This is a genomic window from Cryobacterium sp. TMB1-7 (assembly GCF_004402435.1).
GTDB classification, from domain to species: domain Bacteria; phylum Actinomycetota; class Actinomycetes; order Actinomycetales; family Microbacteriaceae; genus Cryobacterium; species Cryobacterium zongtaii.
In genome coordinates this window covers 149718-168769 of sequence record NZ_SOFZ01000007.1, presented here as the reverse complement: position 1 = coordinate 168769, position 19052 = coordinate 149718, and the positions used below count along the sequence as shown (strand labels likewise).

Here is a 19052-nt window from a genome sequence, read left to right as displayed (position 1 = left end):
TACCGACAAGCGGCGGGGGCGCTCAGCGCGGGCTGATGCCCAGGCTCAGCCCGGCCAGGCCGCGGCCCCTGGTGGCCAGCGTGGCGGCGATGGCCTGGATGGCTTCGGCGGCCGGGTCGGCGGGGTCACCGAGTACCACGGGCAGTCCGGTGTCGCCGCCGCTACGGAGGGCCACGCTGAGCGGCACCTGGCCGAGCAGCGGCACCGGGCTGTCCTGGCCCGCCGAGAGCCGGGCGGCCACGTCGGCGCCGCCGCCGGCGCCGAAGATTTCCAGCAGGGTGCCGTCCGGCTGCATCAGCCCCGACATATTCTCGATCACTCCGTAGATCTTCTGGCCGGTCTGCCTGGCGACGGCGCCGCTTCGTTCGGAGATGTCGGACGCGGCCGGTTGCGGTGTGGTGACCACGATGACCTCGGCGTGCGGAAGCAGCTGGCCCACCGAGATGGCGATGTCGCCGGTGCCCGGCGGCAGGTCGAGCAACAGGATGTCGAGATCGCCGAAGTACACCTCGGTGAGGAACTGGGTGATGGTGCGGTGCAGCATCGGTCCGCGCCAGGCGACGGCCACCGAGGTGTCGTCGACGAACATGCCGATCGAGATGACCTTCACGTCGAAGCCGATCGGCGGCAGGATCATGTCACCGACCTGGGTGGGCTTGACCATGCCGGGCTGACCGCCGGGGGTCGCCGGCGGGGTGACCAAGCCGAGCAGCCCGGGGATAGAGAAGCCGTACACATCGGCGTCGACGATACCCACCCGCAGGCCCCGCGCGGCGAGGGCCACCGCGAGGTTGGCGGTGACGGTGGACTTGCCCACGCCGCCCTTGCCGCTGGTGATGGCGTAGATCTGGGTGAGCGAGTCGGGGGAGAACTGCAGGCTGCGCGCGCCCTGACCGCCGCGCAGCTTCTCGGTCATGGCCCGGCGCTGCTCCGGCGTCATCACCGAGACCAGCACCCGGGCCAGGCCAGCGCCGACGACCGACTCGGTGGCTTCGCGCACATCCGTTTCGATCCGGGTCGCCGCGGGGCAGCCGGCGATGGTGAGGCGGATGCTCACCGTCGCGCCGCCGTCGGCGTCGATCGTGACGTCGGAGACCATGTCGAGTTCGGTGATGGGTTTGCGGATCTCCGGGTCGATGACGCGGGTCAGAGCGGCACGCACCCTGTCGTCGGCCGAGTGGTGGTCAGTCAAACGGGTGCGCCTCGTGCGGGGCGGAGCGCTCGATGGTGCCGCGGCTGTCGCGGGGACTGGCCTCACGTTCCCGGCTTTCCAGCTCCCGGCTGTCCCGGTCCCTGGCGGCCTCGCGTTCGCGGCGTTCCTGTTCGTCGCGCTGGTCGAGGTTGTCGAGCAGGGCGCGCAGTTCGGCGCGCAGGAAGTCCTTCGAGGCGAGGTCCTTCATGCCCAAGCGCAGCGCCACGACCTCACGGGCGAGGTACTCGGTGTCGGCGAGGTTGCGTTCGGCGCGCTGACGGTCCTGTTCGAACTGCACCCGGTCACGGTCATCCTGCCGGTTCTGTGCGAGCAGGATCAGCGGTGCCGCGTAGGACGCCTGCAGCGACAGCACCAGGGTGAGCGCGATGAAGCCCAGCTCGATGGAGTCGAAACGGAGGCCCTCGGGGGAGAGGGTGTTCCAGCCGACCCAGAAGACCACGAGGGCGCTCAGCCCCAGCAGGAACCAGGGCGTGCCCATGCCGCGGGCGATCGCCTCGGTGAACCGGCCGAACCTGTCGTTGCTGCGCCCGTTGCGCTTACGACCGACGAGGTTGGTGGTGCGCAGGCCCTTGGGGGTGTCGAGGCGCAGTTCGCTCTTGTTAGCGCGTGCCATTGCCGTGCCTCCGTACTCCCGGCAGCGGGATGCTTCCTGTTACCAGCTGGGTTCTGGCCGTGGCACGTTTGCGTACCTCGTCGCCGTCGTCGTGACTTCGCCAGTCGTCCGGCAGCAGGTAGTCGAGCACGTCATCAATCGTCACCACCCCGACGAGTCGGTGGTTTTCGTCGACCACGGGAACGGAGACCAGGTCGTAGCTGGCGAGGATGCGGCTGACTTCGGCCGCCGAGGTGTCCGCGGTGACCGGGTCCAGACCGAGGTCCAGCAGCGTGCCGAGGCGCTCGTGCGGCGGGTAGCGCAGCATCCGCTGGAAGTGCACCATGCCCAGGAACCGGCCGGTGGGCGGTTCGTAGGGCGGCAGGGTGACGCAGATCGCCGCACCAAGCGCCGGCGCGAGGTCGTGCCGGCGGATGAGGGCCAGCCCCTCAGCGACGGTGGCGTCGGCGGAGACGATGATCGGCTCGGTGGTCATCAGGCCACCGGCGGTGTCCGGAGCGTAGGAGAGCAGGAACCTGACGTCGTCGGCTTCTTCGGGCTCCATCAGGTCGAGCAGGTGCTCGCCGCGCTCCTCTGGCAGCTGTGCGATGAGGTCGGCCGCGTCGTCCGGCTGCATGTGGTCGAGCACCTCGGCGGCGCGTGAGTCGCCGAGCCGGGTGAGGATGCCCACCTGCTCGCTTTCGGGCATCTCCTCGAGCACGTCCGCCAGGCGGCCGTCGGGCAGTTCCTCTGCCACCTCGAACATGCGTTGGCGCGGCAGGTCGAGCAGGGTGTTCGCGAGGTCGGCGGGCTTCATGTCCGAGTAGGTGGCGATGAGCTGCTCGGCGGACTGGGCCTCACCGGCCGTGACCTTCTCATAGACCTCGGCCCAGTTGGCGAACGCCGTGGCCCCCTTGGTGAAGGGCGATGAACTGGTCTTGGGGCGGCGCACGAAGAGTTGGCTGATGGCCCAGTCGCCCTGGGCGGACTCCTCGATGGCCACGTCCTCGATGGAGGCTTCGCCCGAACCGTCGTTGAACGCGACCCGGCGGCCGAGCATCTCGGCGATCACGCGCACCTCGCCGCCACGCTGCTCGAACCGGCGCACATTGATCAGCCCGGTGGTGATGATCTGGCCGCTGCCGATGCTGGTGACCCTGCCGATGGAGACGAACACCCGGCGCTTGCCGGGAATTTCGACGATCAGGCCGACCACGCGGGGCGGGTCGTCTTTTCGGTAGACCACGAGCACATCGCGAACCTTGCCCACACGGTCGCCCGCGGGGTCGAAGACGTTGCACCCGGCCAGGCGGGCGACGAAGACTCTGGTGTTTGCCACACCTATAACTTAGCTTGTGCGGGCTCCACAACCGCCGTGCCGGATGCGCGGAGCCGCACCTCCGGTACGGTGCGGGCCCGGGCGGGCGGCGCAACCGTTTGGCTGATCATCGAGCCATTCTCCCAACGGATGCACAGCCAGCTCATCGGGGATTCCCGGTGGGCGTGGAAGAATGGCTGCATGAGCAATCAGAGCCCCTTCGGCGGTCGTGCCGCCGCCGCGCTGTACCCCGTTCTGCCCAAGGGCGAGGTCGTGGCGACGTACGAGACCTACAACGAGGCCCAGCTGGCCGTGGACGTCCTCGCCAAGGCCGACTTCCCGGTGAAGCAGCTCTCGATCCTGGGCAACGACCTCAAGACGGTTGAGCGTGTCACGGGCAAGCTCACCTGGGGCCGGGTGGCGCTGGCCGGCGCGGCATCGGGGGCCTGGCTCGGGGTGTTCTTCGGCCTGCTCTTCTTCATCTTCTCCCCTGACGCGGCCGGCCTGCCGTTCGTGTTCGCCGCCGTGCTGATGGGTGCCGGTTTCGGCATGCTCTTCGGCCTGGTCAGCTACGCCGTCAACCGTCGGCGCAAAGACTTCACCTCGACAATGCAGGTGATCGCCGGCAACTACCAGGTGATCGTGAACGTGGAGCTGCTGAACAAGGCCCGCAACCTGCTGGCCGGACACGTGGAGCCCGACGGTGCTGCCGCTCCGCACCCGTCCGACCCGCCGAGGTCCGTGCCCCTGCCGCCGGTGGACGCACCACGTGACCCCGCGGGCGACCAGCCGACAGCGCCGCCCGCCTACGGTCAGCCGGCCCCGCCGGTATCGGCGCCGCCCGCGGCCGGGCCGTCGGACCCGCAGCCGCCGATCGCCGGCTAGGCCTGCAGCTCCGCCATCCAGGCTTCGACCGCGGCGGAGTCGCGGGGGATGCCGGCGGAGAGGTTCTCGGCGCCGGTCTCGGTGATCAGGATGTCGTCTTCGATGCGCACGCCGATGCCCCGGTACTCGGCGGGCACGGTGAGGTCGTCGGGCTGGAAGTACAGGCCGGGCTCGATCGTGAAGACCATGCCGGCCTCGATCACGCCGTCCATGTACATGTCGCGGCGGGCCTGCGCGCAGTCGTGCACGTCGAGGCCGAGGTGGTGGCTGGTGCCGTGCACCATGTAACGGCGGTGCTGGCCGTTCTCCGGCTGCAGCGCCTCCTCGGCGGTGACGGGCAGCATGCCCCAGTCGGCGGTGTGCCGGGCGATCACGGCCATCGCGGCCGCGTGCACCTCCCGGAAGATCGCGCCGGGACGGGCCACGAGGAACGCGGCATCGGCGGCCTCGCGGACGGCGTCGTACACCCGGCGTTGCACATCGGTGAAGGAACCATCGATCGGCAGGGTGCGGGTGATGTCGGCGGTGTAGTAGCTGTCCACCTCGACACCGGCATCCAGCAGCATGACGTCTCCGGACAGAACCGGGCCGTCGTTGCGGGTCCAGTGCAGGATGCAGGCGTGCGGGCCGGAAGCCGCGATGGTGTCGTAGCCGACGGTGTTGCCGTCGGCCCTGGCGCGGGTGTTGAAGACACCCTCGACCAGACGCTCACCACGCTGGTGCGTGCTGGAGCGGGGCAGGTCGCGGATGACGTCCTCAAAACCGCGGGCGGTGGCCGCCACGGCCAGGCGCATCTGGCCGATTTCGTAGGCGTCCTTCACGAGCCGCAGCTCGGACAGGTCGCGGGCGAGACCGGCATCCGCGTCGTGTTCGTGGTTGATCTCGATGCTGAACGGGGCGTCAGAGCCGTTTCCGGTGATCATTTTCTCGGCGGCGTTGCGCAGGCGTGCGTCGTCGACCTGGCCGGTGAGGAACGGGTCGGCCTCGCGCACGAGCAGGGTTTCGCTGTCGACGCGGCGGAGCACGTCGGCGAAGCCGTCGATGCCGCGCACGGTGATGCCGAGGTCGCCGGCGACCTGGGCGATGGAAGGCCGCGGGCCGATCCAGAACTCGCCGATCTCGGAGTTGGCGTAGAACTCATCGGAGTCGCGGCCGGCGCGCTCCCGGAAGTACACGGTGGTCTCATGGCCGGTGGCGGTCGGTTCGAACACGAGCACGGCGCCGGGCTCGGAGTCGCTGCCCCAACCGGTGAGGTGCGCGAACGCTGAGTGCGCGCGGAACGGGTAGTCGGTGTCGTTGGCGCGCTGCTTGAGGCGCCCGGCGGGCACGATCAGGCGGTGTCCGCGGTACTGCTGGGAGATGCGTTCCCGCCGGGCGGCCGCGAAGGGGGCCTGCTCGCGGGCGGGCGGCACGGTTTCGGCGCGGTCTGCCCAGCCGCTGGAGATGTACTCCTTGAACCCCGCGGAGCCCGGGGTGGTCGAGCGGTTCTCGTTCGAGCGGGCGGCAGGAGCGGCCGGGGTGGGTGCGGGTGCGGTGTCGGTGGAGTCAGCCATTCCTCCATTGTCCCACTCGTCGGCTTGGAGCCCGCCGGTTGCCTATCCGGTGGCGGGGGACAGCGTGGCCACGACGGGACGGTGGTCGCTGCCGGCGGTGTCCTCGGTACCGATCACGTGCATCCGCTCGACCTGCCAGTCTGGCGTGGCCAGGACGTGGTCGATGGGGGCCCCGAGCAGGGCGGGCGCCCAGGCCGGCCAGGTGCCCACCCCGCCGGAACCGGTGGCTGCGGCGGCATCCCTGCAGTCGCCGAGAACGGCGCCGTCGGAGGTGGCCTGCCCGGCGAAGTGGTCGATCGTGGCGTTGAAGTCGCCGGCCATGATCACGCCGTCGTCGCCGGAGGACCCGCCGCTGCACTGCTCGGCCAACCAGTCCAGGTCGGATCTCCAGTTGGCCATTTCCCACCGGATCGGGGCGACGGCGTGCACGGCGATGATCGTCGGGCCGGCGCCGTCCACGGGCTCCGCGATGACGGTGGGAAGCACGTTGGTGTTGCCGGGCGGGCCGGAGCCCGCGGCCGAGGTGACCGTGTAGTCGCCGAGGTCCGGGCTGATCAGCAGGGTCGTCGACCGTGCCTTGGAGATGAGGTCGAAGGAGACGGTGTGCACCCACATCGGCCGGCCGGCGGCACGCATGGCCTCGGCGATGAGCACACCGGTTTCCTCGGTCGTCTCGGGGAGGGTGAGCACGTCGGCCTCCTCGGCGAGGGCGAGGTCGGCGATGGCCGCGGCGCCGGGGGCGTCGCCGAGGGTGTTCCAGCTCAGCACCGTGACCGCGGCGTCGGCGGGCTCCGCCGCAAGGGCCGCCGCCGCATCCGAGCCCAGACCGCGGTGCAGCAGGATGCCGGAGTTGACGGCGCCGAAAGTTACCAGAAGCACCATCAACAGAGCCGTGGTGGCGCGCAGCGGCCGAACAAGGAGCAGCAGAATTGCCAGCAGCGACAGCAGGGCGATGGCCACCGCCACGGCGAGGCCGCGGAAGGACACGGCGTGCGCGATGACCCAGGAGTTCTGCAGCCCGGCGATCGCGGGCCAGGCCAGCACGGTGAGGAAGGCCAGGGTTGCGAGCACGACGATGGTGCGAATGAGCGTGGAGAGCATAGATGAGTCACTGTAGGCGACCAAGCTGTATTCCCGCGCCAACTAGCATGGGGGAATGGCAGTCGAACGGCGTTCCACGGGTCCGATCGACCTACATACCCACTCCAGCGTCTCCGACGGCACCGAGACGCCTTCGCAGCTCGTGCGCGCCGCCGCGGCCGCGGGTCTGGGCACCGTGGCGATCACCGACCACGACTCCACGGCGGGTTGGTCGGAGGCCTCGATCGCCGCTCGGACCGCGGGCATCACCCTGATCCCCGGGATGGAGTTCAGCACCCGCGTCGGCCACACCAGCATCCACCTGCTGGCCTACCTGTTCGACCCGTCCGATGCCGGGATCGTCGCCGAGACGGCGCACATCCGTAAGGCCCGGCTCACCCGTGCCGAGCAGATGGTGGCCCGCATCGGCGCCGACTACGAGCTGACCTGGGACGACGTCCTCGCCCAGACCACCACGGGCGGCACCGTGGGCCGTCCGCACATCGCCGACGCCCTGGTCGCCAACGGGCTCGCTCTCACCCGCAGTGAGGCGTTCGCCGGGATCCTGCACTGGGAGGCGGGCTACTTCCAGCCGCACTACGCCCCGGATCCGTTGCGTGCGGTGGCCCTGGTGCGTGCGGCCGGGGGAGTGCCCGTGATCGCCCATCCGGCCACCCGCGGCGTCGCCGACGTGATGGCAGAGAGCCGGCTGGCGGCCCTGGTGGATGCCGGCCTGTTCGGTCTGGAGCTTCGGCACCGCGAGAACAAGCCGGAGGCCACCGCCCGGCTGACCATGCTCGCCGTGAAGTACGGCCTGGCCGTCACCGGCTCCAGCGACTACCACGGTGAGGGCAAGCCCAACCGGCTCGGCGAGAACACCACCACTCCCGAGGTGCTCGAGCGCCTCATCGCCGAGGGCCGCGGCTCGGAGCCGGTCTACCCCGACTGAGCTCGTCTGCTCCTCCGCGCCCGGCGTGCCAAGGCTCGCCTGGGCCGCCCACCGAAGCCGGCGATGTGGTGACTTGCCGGTTCGTGCCCCCTGGGCGCGCCTGAACGGGCCTCAAGTGGCAACTCACCGCCCTGCACCTGGCTGACTTGCCAGTTGGTGCCCCGTCAGCGACGTCCAGGGGGCCTCAACTGGCAAGTCGGCGCAGCATCTCCCCGGCGGACCGTTGGTGAGGGCGGCGCCAGCTTGCGCGTTTTGCGGCAAAGAAGCCCTTCGCGAGCGGGTTGAGGGGTCCTGTGAAGCACGTCGACGCAATGCTCATCGCCGAGATGCCGCAAAGATGCGCTTCCCGGGCGGGCGCGGGCGCTTGTGCCGCAAGTGGGCACCGCGTGCGTTGCCGAGATGAAGCAAACGGCCCCTTGACGGGGTGTCAAGGGGCCGTTTGCGGCAAGTCGGTGTGCAGAGCCCGCTATGCGGTGGGTGCCTGCGGGGAGCGGCGGCGGGTGCGGCTGCGGCGACGTGGCGCACTGTTGCCGTCGTGGTGCTCTGAGCCGCCACCGTCGTGGGTGCCGGCCGCCGGGGTGGCGGCGGGGGCATCCGGGTTGGTGGTCGAGCTCACGCGCACGCGGGTGCGGGGAGCCTGGTCGGCGGAGCGACCCGAACCGGAGCGATCGGCGGAGCGACCGTCAGAGCGACCACCGGAACGGCTGTCGCTGCGGCCGCCACGACCGGAGTCGCGTCCGGCGGGTGCGCCGGCGACGGCCTCCTTGATCGGGGTCGCACGCAGGCGGCCCTTCGACCCGGCGGGGATCTTCAGGTCGGTGTAGAGGTGCGGCGACGAGGAGTAGGTTTCCTGCGGCTCCGGGGTGCCGAAGTCGAGGGCCTTGTTGATCAGGGTCCACTTGGGCATGTCGTCCCAGTCCACGAAGGTGACGGCGATGCCGGTCTTGCCGGCGCGGCCGGTGCGACCCACGCGGTGCAGGTAGGCCTTCTCGTCCTCGGGGATCGTGTGGTTGATCACGTGGGTGACGTCGTCGACGTCGATGCCGCGCGCGGCGACATCCGTGGCGATCAGGATGTCTTTCTTGCCGGCCTTGAACGACGCCATGGCGCGCTCGCGCTGCTCCTGGTTGAGGTCGCCGTGCACGGCGGTGGCGTTGAAGCCACGGTCGCCGAGTTCTTCGACGAGCTTGGCGGCGGCACGCTTGGTGCGGGTGAAGATCACGGTCTTGCCGCGACCTTCTGCCATCAGGATGCGGCCGATGACCTCGTCCTTGTCCATGTTGTGCGCGCGGTACACGAGGTGCTCGATGTTGGCCTGCATGAGGCCCTCGTCGGGGTCGCTCGCGCGGATGTGGATGGGCTTGGTCATGAACCGGCGGGCCAGCGCCACGATCGGGCCCGGCATGGTGGCCGAGAACAGCATCGTGTGGCGGGTGGACGGCGTCTGCGAGAACAGCTTCTCGATGTCGGCGAGGAAGCCGAGGTCGAGCATCTTGTCGGCCTCGTCGAGCACCATCTCGCGCACGTTAGCGAGGCTGAGCAGGCGCTGGCTGGCGAGGTCGAGCAGGCGCCCGGGGGTGCCGACGACGATCTGCGCTCCGGCCTTGAGCTGCTCGATCTGGCCCTCGTAGGCCTTGCCGCCGTAGATGGAGACGATGGTGGTGCCACGGTTGCTCGCGGCGAGTTCGAGGTCTTCACTGACCTGGACGCACAGCTCGCGGGTGGGCACGACGACGAGCGCCTGCACACCGGGCTCGGGGTTGAGGCCGAGACGCTGGATCAGCGGCAGACCGAAGCCAAGGGTCTTGCCGGTGCCGGTCTTGGCCTGGCCGATGATGTCCTGGCCGCTGAGGGCGAGGGGGATCGTCTGGGTCTGGATGGGGAACGGTTCGAGGATGCCCTTGGCGGCGAGAGCCTCGACCATGTCCTGGTCGATATTGAGTTCGGAAAAGGTCACGTTATGGTTGCCTGTCTAGCTCGAAGCGGGATGCGCCCGTCTTTGCCTCAGGCGCAAGTCCACCGATCCTGCGCCGGTGAATGACACCAGACTATAGTGCGGCCCTGGGCAACAGCCCGTGGGCGCACCGCACCAGGCACGTTATTCGCAACGAAGCCGGGGACGTGGACCTATGCTTGGCAAGTGATCTCCTGGTTAGGTGAACGCCCGAAACGGGCAGAGACGCCGCGGCTGTCGGCCCGGGGCGACCGGCGCGCCACCACGAAGGTGGACATCACCGAACTGGTGCCGGACCTGCTCACCTACCTCGGGCAGGCCGCCTATTTCGAACTGGGCATGTTCGAGAGCCTGTCGACGGCGGTCATCACGGCGCCCACCCTCGCCGCCAAGGAGGGCCTGAGCCTGGCCGCCGGGCGTGCGCTGTCGAAGCACCACGGACTCATCGAGGAGATCCGCCGTCGTGATGGTGAACCGGCCAGTGTGATGGGCCCGTTCGTTCCCGCACTGGATAACTTTCGCGCGATCACCGCGGGCGAGGACTGGCAGGAGCTGCTGCTCAGCTGCTACCTGACCGGCGGCCTGCTCGACGACTTCTTCATCAGGCTCTCCGACGCGTTGCCCGGCGATGTCGGCCCGCGCATCGCCCACTTGCTCGGCGAGCACGGCGGTGCCGACGTCCTGGTGCACGAGCTGGCCGCGGCCATCGCCGCGCAGCCGGCGCTCGAATCCCGCCTGGCACTGTGGGGTCGACGCCTGGTCGGCGACACCCTGCTCGTGGCACGATCGGCCATGGCGGTGACGCAGGACTCCCGCATCGAACCGGTCTTCACCGAGCTGATCGCCGCGCACACCCGCCGGATGGACGGCCTCGGCCTCACCGCGTGACATCCGCTCGCGGCCATGCGAAAAAGACCCTCATCGAGATCGATGAGGGTCTTTTCGTCAGCTGACGTTACGCCGGCAGCCCGGTCCTGCTGATCCTGTGCAGCATCGCCAGGTCCGCGGCCTCGCGGCGACGGCCCAGAACCACATCCACCACGACGGCGGCGATCGCAGCGACCACGAAGGATACCCACCAGATCCAGCCGCCGTCCCACGCCCAGCCGAGCCAGGTCAGCACGACCCAGACCAGCGACGCGACACCGGTACCCACCGCCGGCACCAACACGGAACCGTGCGTGAGGCGACGGGGCAGGGCGTACCGAGCCGCCAGCCCGAGCAGCGCGCCGCCGAGGGCGACGAACAGGAGCTCCATCGCAGGTTTAGGCTACGAAGCCGACGCGGCGGGAGGACTCAGAGCCCAGCTCGACGTAGGCGAGGCCGATGGTGGGGACGATGTATACGTGCCCCTTCTTGTCACTGAGCTTGAGGTACCCGGTCTGCCCCGCGAGGGCGGCCGCGACGGTCTCCTCGATCTCGTTGGCGGGCTGGGCCGTCTCGAAGCTGATCTCCCGGGGGGAGTTGAAAATGCCAATGCGAATGTCCACGGATGCGCCTTTCGGTTGCCTACCCGCTCAGATTACGACATGCCCCATGCTCGGCCCGCCACGTTCACTGTCGGCGCAACCCGTTACCGTTGGACCGTGATGAACCCGGTGTCCGAACTGCTCGACGATCCCGACGTCTCCGACGCTGCTGAGACACCGGCGTGGTCGGCCGAACCGGGTGTGCCCGGCCGTACCCTCGGCCTGGATGCCTCCCAGGAGGCCGTCCTGCGCCTGGGCCTGGACAGGTCGGCCGCCGTGATCGGCGCCCCGGGCTCTGGCAAGACCCACACCCTCGTCGAGTTCGTCGCCGACCGGGTGCTGACCCACGGAATCTCGCCCAGCGAAGTGCTGGTGCTGGTGCCCACCCGCACCGGCGCCACCGTGCTTCGCGACAGGCTGGCCCTGCGCCTCAGGGTGCCCACCAACGGCCCGCTGGCTCGAACCATGAACTCCGTGGCCTTCCAGATCGTGCGGGATGCCGAGGTGGCGGCCGGCCGCACCAGCCCGACCCTGCTCACCGGCGGCGAGCAGGACCAGATCATCGCCGAGATCCTGGCCGGCGACATCGCCTCCGGCACCGGACCGGCCTGGCCGAGCCCGCTCGACGCCGAGGTGCGCAGTCTGCGCGGCTTCCGCACCGAACTGCGCGACCTGATGATGCGCGCCGTGGAGTACGGCGTCACCCCGGCACGGCTGGCCACCCTCGCCGCCGCGAACGACCGCCCGGAGTGGGCCGCCGCGGCCGCCTTCATCGACGACTACCAGGACATCAAGGACCAGAGCCGGCCCGGCCAGTTCGACTCCACCGAGCTCGTGCAGTTCGCCGCGGCGATCGTGCAGGATGCCCCGCGCCTGCCCGCCAGGCCGGCGGGCACCGCCGGACCCACGACCCTGGCCGCCGTGACGCCGGGCAACCCGCTCGGCCCGCTCGGTGCGCTCAAACTCATCGTGCTCGACGACGCCCAGGAGGCCACCGAGTCCACCCTGGCCCTGCTGGCCCAGTTGGCCGCCCGTGGTGTCACGATCGTGGCGTTCGGCGACCCCGACCTGAGCACAGGGTCGTTCCGCGGCGCCCACCCGGATGCCCTCGGCCGGCTCGGCCACTACCTGCGGCTGCCCGACGTAACCACCCTCACCCTCGACACCGTGTACCGGCACGGCACCGAGCTGCGCGCGGTCATCCGCGAGTTCACCGGCCGGATCGGCGCCGCCGCCGCCGGCACCCAGCGCGCGGCCGCCAGTGCCGAGCTCGCACCGACCGCTGCGGAAACCGCCGCAGCGCCGACCGCCGTGCAGACCGTCGTCACCGCCAGCCCCGCCGACCAGCTCGCCGTGATCGCCCGGCGCCTGCGCGAACGCCACGTGCTCGACGGCCTGCCCTGGGGGCGGATGGCCGTGATCGTGCGCACCGGCGCGCTCGTGCCGGCGCTGTCCAAGGGGCTGGCCGCGCTCGAGGTGCCCACCCAGGTGGCCGCCGCGCAGACCGCCCTCCGCGACGAACCGGCCGTGCGCGCCTTCGTCCTCGCCCTCGACATCACCCTGGGCCGCCGCCCGCTCGACGCCGACGCGGCGGTGGACCTGCTCCGCGGCCCGCTCGGCGGCCTCGACCCGATCACCCTGCGACGGCTGCGCGCGGCGCTGCGCCAACAGGAACTCAGCCACGAGGAACTCACCGCCGACGGCGCCCGCAGCGCGGACGACCTGCTCGTGGAGGTCTTCCACAGCCCGGCCCTGCTCGAGCGCATCGACAACCGCACCGCCCGGCGCGCCGCATCCTGCGCCAAGAACCTCCGGCAGACCCGCACCGCCTACGCCGCCGGCGCCACCATCGAGGAACTGCTCTGGGGCCTCTGGCAGCGCAGCGGCCTCGCCCCGGCCTGGGCCGAGCAGTCCACCGGCACCGGCATCGACGCCGACGAGGCCAACCACAACCTCGACGCCGTCGTGGCCCTGTTCTCCGCCGCGCAGCGCTTCGTCGAACGCACCCCGGCGGCCCCGCCCGTGCTCTTCGTCGAACACCTCGTCGACACCGATGTGCCCGAAGACACCCTCGCCCCCCGCGCCCTGGCCGAGTCCGTGCTCGTGTCCACCCCCAGCGGCACCATCGGCCGCGACTTCGACCTGGTCGTGCTCGCCGGAGTGCAGGAGAACGTCTGGCCCGACCTGCGCATCCGCGGTTCGCTGCTCGGAGCCGGCGACCTGGCCCTGCTGGCAGCCGGGGAGACCCCCGACCCGGCCGGCGCCCGCACGAGTGTGCTGCACGACGAGCTGCGGATGTTCGCCCAGGCCGCCTCCCGCAGCACCACCGAGCTGATGGTGACCGCCGTCGACAACGACGAGAACCAGCCCTCCGCGTTCCTGCGTCTGCTGCCGCAGCCCGACCCCGCCCCGCTGGCCCGGTACCCGCTGTCGCTGCGCGGGTTGGTCGGGCGCCTCCGCCGGGACCTCACCCAGACCCTGCGACCCCGGCTGCAGCCCGCCGACGGGGCCGAGGCCGACCCCGTCGCCGCGCTGCCCGCCGTGTTGCCGGCCAGGGCCACGGATGCCGCCGCCACCCTCGCCCGCCTGGCCGGCGAGAAGGTGCCCGGCGCGTCACCCGACGACTGGTACGGCCTCCGCCCGGCCAGCACGGTCCGGCCGCTCAACGATCCCGAGGCCGGCGACGGACCCGTGCGCGTGTCGCCGTCGCGGATGAGCGCGTTCGAAACCTGCCCGCTGCACTGGCTGATCGGCCAGATCGGCGGCGGCGACTCCAGCACCGCGGCCAACCTCGGCACCATCATCCACAAGGTGATGGAAGACGCCACCGACCCGGCCCGCACGCCGGACCCGGCCGGGATCACCGCCGACGCGCTCTGGGCCGGCGTCGAGGCCCGCTGGGACGAACTCGTCTTCGACGCCGACTGGCAGTCCAGGGTGCAGAAGACCCAGGCCCGCGAACTCACCGACAGGCTCGCCGCGTACCTCGGCGACGGTGCCCGCGACGGCACCCGACTGCTCAGTGCCGAGGGCCGGTTCGCCCTGGAGCTGGACGGCGCCGTGCTCTCCGGCACCATCGACAGGGTGGAGAGGCTGCCGGACGGACGCGCCGTGATCGTGGACCTGAAGACCGGCAAGGGCGACCCGACCAGCGACACCGGGGTGGCCGAGCACCCGCAGCTCGGCGCCTACCAGTTGGCCTTCTCGGCCGGTGTCATCGACGGCCTCGAACCCGGCATGGAGCTGGCCGGCGCGCGCCTGGTGATCGTGTCCTCCGGCACGCAGAAACAGAACTACCGCAATCCCACCCAGCCGGCCTTCAGTCCGGACGAACTGGCGGCCTTCACCACCAGGGTCACCGACGACGCCGCAGGCATGGGCGGCGCCACCTTCGTGGCCGAGATCGCCGACCACTGCCTCAACCCCCGCTCCTACGGCTCGTGCCGGATCCACGTCATCAAGCAGGTCAGCTCATGAGTACTCCGTCTTCTCAGAACAGGGCGGTCTCCGCCCTCGACATCGCCGCGGCGCTGAAGATGTTCCCGCCCACAGGCGAGCAGCAGGCCGTGATCGAGGCTCCCCTCACGCCCACCCTGGTGGTGGCCGGTGCCGGCAGCGGCAAGACCGAGACCATGGCCAACCGGGTGCTCTGGCTGCTGGCCAACGGGCATGCCAGGCCGGACCAGATCCTCGGGCTCACCTTCACCCGCAAGGCCGCCGGCGAGCTCGCTGAACGCATCAACGATCGCATCCGCCAGCTCAGCGAGGCCGGGCTGATGCCCACGAGCGCCGATGCGGATACCGCACCGCCGGCACCCGGCTCCATACATAGCCTCGACTCCGCCGACCTGTTCAACGCCCCCGCGGTCTCCACCTACAACTCGTTCGCCAGCCGGCTGTTCACCGACAACGCGCTGCTGCTCGGCCGCGAACCCGAATCGGTGCTGCTCAGCGAAACCAGCGCCTGGCTGCTCGCCCGCCGGGTGGTCGTGGCCAACGGCGACGGCCGGCTCGTGCAGTACGGCAAGGGCGTCGACGCCGTCACCGACGCTGTGCTCTCGCTCAGCCGCGCCCTGGCCGAGAACCCGCCCCCGTTCGTGCCCGGCGAGGAGCCGGTGCCGCACGACCTCGCGCGCCTGGCGAACAGCTTCGGCTACCTCGCCGACCTGCCCTTCGGCAACCCGCGTAAGAAGAAGGCCTACGACTCGGTGCTGGAGGCCATCAGTGCCGTCGCTCCGTTGCCGGTGCTGGCCGAGCTGGCGGCTGCCTACGGGGCCGAGAAACGCCGCCAGGGCCTGATCGAATTCTCCGATCAGGTGGCCCTGGCCCTGCAGGTCTGCCGCAAGGTGCCGGCCGTGGTGGCCCGCTACCGCGAGCAGTACCGCATCGTGTTGCTCGACGAGTACCAGGACACCTCGGTGCTGCAGACCGAGCTGTTGCGCACCCTGTTCGCCCACCACCCGGTGATGGCCGTCGGCGACCCGCACCAGTCCATCTACGGTTGGCGGGGCGCGAGCTCCGCGAACCTGCTCGGCTTCTCCACCGACTTCGCTGCTCTGGCCAACACCGAGGCGCCGTCGATGTCGCTCTCGTTCACCTGGCGCAACCCGGTCACCGTGCTCGAGACCGCCAACGCCCTGGTCGCGCCCCTGAGCGCGCAGCTGCGCGCCCGGCCCAACGGCATTCAGGTGGAGACCCTCAAGGTGCCGCCGGGCAAGGCCGCCGGCCGAGTAGACGCGGCAATGTACGAGAGCATCGCCGACGAGGCCGCCGCGATCGCCCGCTGGTTCGCCGCCAGGCTCGGCACGGCGCCGGCCGGCGTGGATGCTGAGCCCGAGTCCGGCGCGATGCTGTTCCGCGCCCGCCGCGACATGGAGTTCTACGCCGAGGTGCTGCGCGAACACGGTGTGCCCGCGCACGTGCTCGGCCTCGGCGGCCTGCTGTCGACCCCGGAAGTGGCCGACGTACTCGCCGTGCTACGCGTGGTGCACGACCCGTCCGCCGGCAGCGACCTGATCCGGCTGCTCACCGGCGGCCGCTGGCGGATCGGCGTGCGCGACCTGCAGGCCCTCTCCGGTGTGGCGGGCTGGCTGGCCACGCACGACTGGGCGCAGAAGGCCGTGACCGACGAACTCAAGGCCAAGCTGCGCGCCTCCGTGGCCACCGAGGAGAGCCGGTCGCTCGTGGACGCGCTGGATTTTGTGGCCTCCGCACCCGAATCGCACGGCCAACTGGCCGCCTTCAGCGACGACGGCCGGCAGCGCCTGCGCCAGGCCGGCCGGCAGCTGGCCTGGCTCCGCAGCCGTTCGGGCCTGGGCCTGCTCGACTTCGTGCGTTTGATCGAACAGGAAACCCTGCTCGACCTGGAACTGGTCGCCAACGAGAGCCACGGCCGGGCCCTGGCCAACCTGTATGCCTTCCACGATGCCGTTTCGGCGTTCCTGGACAGCGACGAGCAGGGCACCCTGGCCAGCTTCCTGCGCTGGCTGGCCCGCGCCGAACGCCAGGACGACCTCGGCCCGCGCGGCGAGGCCGCCGAACCGGGCACGGTGCAGCTCCTCACCATCCACGGCTCCAAGGGACTGGAGTGGGACTATGTGGCCATCCCCGGCCTCACCGAGAAGAACCTGCCCGCCCCGTCCCGCGAGGTCTCCGGCTGGTTGCGCTTCGGTGAACTGCCCTACCCCTGCCGGGGCGACCGGGCGGAGCTGCCGGAACTCAAACGCCTCGGCCATGAGACCCAGATGTCGTTCGACATCGATTTCGAGCTGTACAAAGAGCAGCTCGCCGACCGGCACGACGCCGAGGAACGCCGGCTGATCTACGTGGCCACCACCCGCGCCCAGCAGCAGTTGCTGCTCACCGGGGCGTTCTGGGGCGGCGGCACGACCGTGCGGAAGGCCAGCCGGTACCTGCTCGAACTGGCCGAGGCGGGTCTCATCGACGCCCTGCCGGAGGGCAGCGAGTTCGACGAGAAGCCGCAGACGGACCAAGACGCCACCGAGGTGTGGCCGTTCGACCCGCTCGGCACCCGCCGCCCCGTGGTCGAGGCCGCCGCTGCCCTGGTGCGCGCGCACGATGACACGGGCACGGATGCCGAAGACGACGGCGCCCGCATCGAAACGCCCTGGTCTAGGGAGGTGACCCTGCTGCTGGCCGAACGCGCCCAACGCCTGGCCGGACCCGGCGTCCTCGGCGTGCCCACCCGCATCCCGGCCTCCCGGTTCAAGGACTACGTCGACGACCCCGCCGCGGTGCTCGCCAGGCTGCGCCGGCCGATGCCGGAGCGCCCATACCGGGCCACCCGCCTGGGCACCCTGTTCCATTCCTGGGTCGAACAGCGCTCCACCGGGGCGTCGGCCGGCGACCTCATCGACGTCGGGCCGGACGAACTCGACGTGGACCCCGACACCGACATCGACATCGACACCGGTGACGGGATGCCGCTCGAGCTGGAACAGCTGGACCGGTTCAAGGCCACCTTCGAGAGGTCACCCTGGGCGACGCTGGCACCCGAGGAGGTGGAGATCGAGATCCACCACGTGCTGGGTGATCAGGTCTTCATCTGCAAACTCGACGCCGTCTACAAGACCCCCACCGGCTATCAGGTGGTGGACTGGAAGACCGGCAAGGCGCCCAAGGACGCCGCCGACCTCGAACTCAAGCAGACCCAGCTGGCCCTGTACCGGCTCGCTTACGCCCGCTGGAAGGGCATCGACCCGGCCAGCGTCGACGCTGTCTTCTACTTCGTCGCGGACGACCGCATCGTCGCACCCGAGCGGCTCTACTCGGAGGAGGACCTTCTGGCGGCGTGGTCGTCGGTGGCCGGGTCGTCCGCGCGGCCGTCTGCCGTGCCGTCGACCGTGGGGATCGGACCCGTCGAGTCGTCGCCGTAACCGGTATCGAACCCGGCACCGTCGAAACCGGTGCCGTCGAAGCTGGTGACCCTGCTGAACGAGCCGGTGTCGGCGAACTCGCTGGTGCCGTACTCGGAGTTGTCGTCGCTGTTGCGACCGGCGGACCCGGTGGCCTGGGTGCGCGGGGTGTCCTTGAGCATCGACTCGACGTCGGAGACGCTGAGGATGGGCCCGGTATCGGGGGAGAGCGAGTTCATGGTGTGGCTGTGCACGTTGTCGACCAGACCGTCCAGCATCGACACCGCGTCGTCGACGATGGCCTCGTCGTGGGTGTCGACGCCGTGCAGCAGCCAGCGGGCCAGTTCCAGCTCGGCGTAGAGCATCGCCCGCTGGGTGATCAGCGGGTCGTTGCCCTGCCGCGCTGCGGTGTAGGTGGCCACGGCAGTCTCGGCGGCGTCACCGCGCGCGGCGAGCAACCAGTTCAGGTCGCGGGCCGGGTCGCCGACACAGAGTCCAGACCAGCCGAGCACCCCACACACGGCGTCGTCGGTGATCAGGAAGGACTCCGCGGTGAGTGACCCGTGGATCACCGTCGGCGCGAACTGCCAGAGAGCGTTGTCGTCGGTGGCGAGTTCCCAGCGCCGCAGCAGCGCTGCGGGCAGCTTGCCGGTGTTCGCGGCCCGGTCGATCAGGTCGATGGTGGCGGTGCGGCAATCCTGGGCGCTCTGCTGCACGAGGCCGGCGTCGCCGATGAATGCCGACGGCAGCCCGTGGATGGCGGCGATCGCGCGGCCGATCGACCCGGACACTCCCTCATGCCCGGTGAGCGCATCCGCATCGTACGAGGCGCCGGGCAGACGCTCGTAGACCACAGCCCTGGTGCCTTCGAACGGCGCCTGGCCCACGAACACCGGCACGTCGAACGGCAGCCTGCTGCGGTTGCCCGTCGTCAGAGCGCGCAACGCCACGAGGTCGGCTGACTGCTCGGTTTCGGCCGCCTGCGACGTGGGAACCCTGATGATCAGTTCCTTCTCATCGCGGGTGATCAGCAAGGCAGAGTCGAACAACCCGCCGCCGCCGAGACTGTGGTTTCGGGCGTGGGCGACGTCGAGCTCCGGCACTGCATTGGTGGCCAACGCGGCTAGAGTGAGGTGGGATCTGGCCATGCCTACTAGGTTAGGT

Annotated in this window: 14 protein-coding genes; 5 read left to right on the top strand and 9 right to left on the bottom strand. The window is 70.4% G+C overall.

Annotation, left to right across the window (positions count from 1 at the left end; all coding sequences use genetic code 11):
* Positions 1–22 precede the first annotated feature (22 nt).
* The 3 genes from E3O60_RS01880 to E3O60_RS01870 are packed head-to-tail and all read right to left on the bottom strand — an operon-like array spanning position 23 to position 3144.
* Positions 23–1192: a P-loop NTPase gene (locus tag E3O60_RS01880; protein ID WP_241980345.1), complete on the bottom strand. Its 1170-nt coding sequence runs from the start codon at positions 1190–1192 to the stop codon at positions 23–25.
* Entirely contained in the window at positions 1185–1826 is a 642-nt protein-coding gene (locus tag E3O60_RS01875; protein WP_088455631.1) for a DUF1003 domain-containing protein, read from the bottom strand. Before E3O60_RS01875 ends, E3O60_RS01880 begins: the two co-directional genes overlap by 8 nt.
* Positions 1813–3144: a magnesium transporter MgtE N-terminal domain-containing protein gene (locus E3O60_RS01870; RefSeq protein ID WP_088455632.1), complete on the bottom strand. Its 1332-nt coding sequence runs from the start codon at positions 3142–3144 to the stop codon at positions 1813–1815. Before E3O60_RS01870 ends, E3O60_RS01875 begins: the two co-directional genes overlap by 14 nt.
* A gap of 180 nt (positions 3145–3324) precedes the next feature.
* Between E3O60_RS01870 and E3O60_RS01865 the strand changes: the two genes are divergently transcribed.
* Positions 3325–4008: a general stress protein gene (locus E3O60_RS01865; RefSeq protein ID WP_241993186.1), complete on the top strand. Its 684-nt coding sequence runs from the start codon at positions 3325–3327 to the stop codon at positions 4006–4008.
* Here the strand turns inward: E3O60_RS01865 and E3O60_RS01860 are convergent.
* The gene (locus E3O60_RS01860) at positions 4005–5561 is read right to left on the bottom strand and encodes an aminopeptidase P family protein (protein WP_134497009.1); all 1557 of its coding nucleotides are present in this window, start codon (positions 5559–5561) and stop codon (positions 4005–4007) included. The two genes, E3O60_RS01865 and E3O60_RS01860, sit on opposite strands and share 4 nt — an antisense overlap.
* Before the next feature lie 42 nt (positions 5562–5603).
* Entirely contained in the window at positions 5604–6662 is a 1059-nt protein-coding gene (locus E3O60_RS01855) for an endonuclease/exonuclease/phosphatase family protein (protein WP_088455634.1), read from the bottom strand.
* A gap of 55 nt (positions 6663–6717) precedes the next feature.
* On the opposite strand from E3O60_RS01855, the gene E3O60_RS01850 reads away from it, so the two are divergent.
* Positions 6718–7590: a PHP domain-containing protein gene (locus E3O60_RS01850; RefSeq protein WP_088455635.1), complete on the top strand. Its 873-nt coding sequence runs from the start codon at positions 6718–6720 to the stop codon at positions 7588–7590.
* Between the two features lie 466 nt (positions 7591–8056).
* Here the strand turns inward: E3O60_RS01850 and E3O60_RS01845 are convergent, their stop codons facing one another.
* A complete protein-coding gene (locus E3O60_RS01845) occupies positions 8057–9547 on the bottom strand; it encodes a DEAD/DEAH box helicase (RefSeq protein WP_088455636.1) in 1491 nt (496 codons plus the stop codon).
* A 183-nt stretch (positions 9548–9730) separates the two neighbouring features.
* On the opposite strand from E3O60_RS01845, the gene E3O60_RS01840 reads away from it, so the two are divergent.
* Entirely contained in the window at positions 9731–10432 is a 702-nt protein-coding gene (locus tag E3O60_RS01840; protein WP_240632414.1) for a ferritin-like fold-containing protein, read from the top strand.
* A 67-nt stretch (positions 10433–10499) separates the two neighbouring features.
* On the opposite strand, the gene E3O60_RS01835 is transcribed toward E3O60_RS01840, so the two are convergent.
* Positions 10500–10802, bottom strand: a complete 303-nt coding sequence (locus E3O60_RS01835) for a hypothetical protein (protein ID WP_088455637.1) — start codon at positions 10800–10802, stop codon at positions 10500–10502.
* Positions 10803–10809: 7 nt separating this feature from the next.
* Positions 10810–11034: a DUF3107 domain-containing protein gene (locus E3O60_RS01830; RefSeq protein WP_088455638.1), complete on the bottom strand. Its 225-nt coding sequence runs from the start codon at positions 11032–11034 to the stop codon at positions 10810–10812.
* 39 nt (positions 11035–11073) lie between these two features.
* On the opposite strand from E3O60_RS01830, the gene E3O60_RS01825 reads away from it, so the two are divergent.
* Both E3O60_RS01825 and E3O60_RS01820 read left to right on the top strand, forming a co-directional pair.
* Complete coding sequence (locus tag E3O60_RS01825) at positions 11074–14490, top strand: UrvD/REP family ATP-dependent DNA helicase (RefSeq protein ID WP_241993185.1); 3417 nt, start codon at positions 11074–11076, stop codon at positions 14488–14490.
* A complete protein-coding gene (locus tag E3O60_RS01820; RefSeq protein WP_134497007.1) occupies positions 14487–17909 on the top strand; it encodes an ATP-dependent DNA helicase in 3423 nt (1140 codons plus the stop codon). The genes E3O60_RS01825 and E3O60_RS01820 overlap by 4 nt, the downstream gene beginning before the upstream one ends.
* On the opposite strand, the gene E3O60_RS01815 is transcribed toward E3O60_RS01820, so the two are convergent.
* Entirely contained in the window at positions 17798–19036 is a 1239-nt protein-coding gene (locus tag E3O60_RS01815) for a phosphotransferase (RefSeq protein ID WP_134497005.1), read from the bottom strand. The two genes, E3O60_RS01820 and E3O60_RS01815, sit on opposite strands and share 112 nt — an antisense overlap.
* Positions 19037–19052: the final 16 nt, after the last annotated feature.

Coding starts and splice junctions, on each gene's coding strand:
- E3O60_RS01875 (WP_088455631.1), bottom strand. CDS start 1,826: ATGGCACGCGCTAACAAGAGCGAACTGCGCCTCGACACCCCCAAGGGC.
- E3O60_RS01865 (WP_241993186.1), top strand. CDS start 3,325: ATGAGCAATCAGAGCCCCTTCGGCGGTCGTGCCGCCGCCGCGCTGTAC.
- E3O60_RS01860 (WP_134497009.1), bottom strand. CDS start 5,561: ATGGCTGACTCCACCGACACCGCACCCGCACCCACCCCGGCCGCTCCT.
- E3O60_RS01855 (WP_088455634.1), bottom strand. CDS start 6,662: ATGCTCTCCACGCTCATTCGCACCATCGTCGTGCTCGCAACCCTGGCC.
- E3O60_RS01850 (WP_088455635.1), top strand. CDS start 6,718: ATGGCAGTCGAACGGCGTTCCACGGGTCCGATCGACCTACATACCCAC.
- E3O60_RS01835 (WP_088455637.1), bottom strand. CDS start 10,802: ATGGAGCTCCTGTTCGTCGCCCTCGGCGGCGCGCTGCTCGGGCTGGCG.
- E3O60_RS01825 (WP_241993185.1), top strand. CDS start 11,074: ATGCCCCATGCTCGGCCCGCCACGTTCACTGTCGGCGCAACCCGTTAC.
- E3O60_RS01820 (WP_134497007.1), top strand. CDS start 14,487: ATGAGTACTCCGTCTTCTCAGAACAGGGCGGTCTCCGCCCTCGACATC.
- E3O60_RS01815 (WP_134497005.1), bottom strand. CDS start 19,036: ATGGCCAGATCCCACCTCACTCTAGCCGCGTTGGCCACCAATGCAGTG.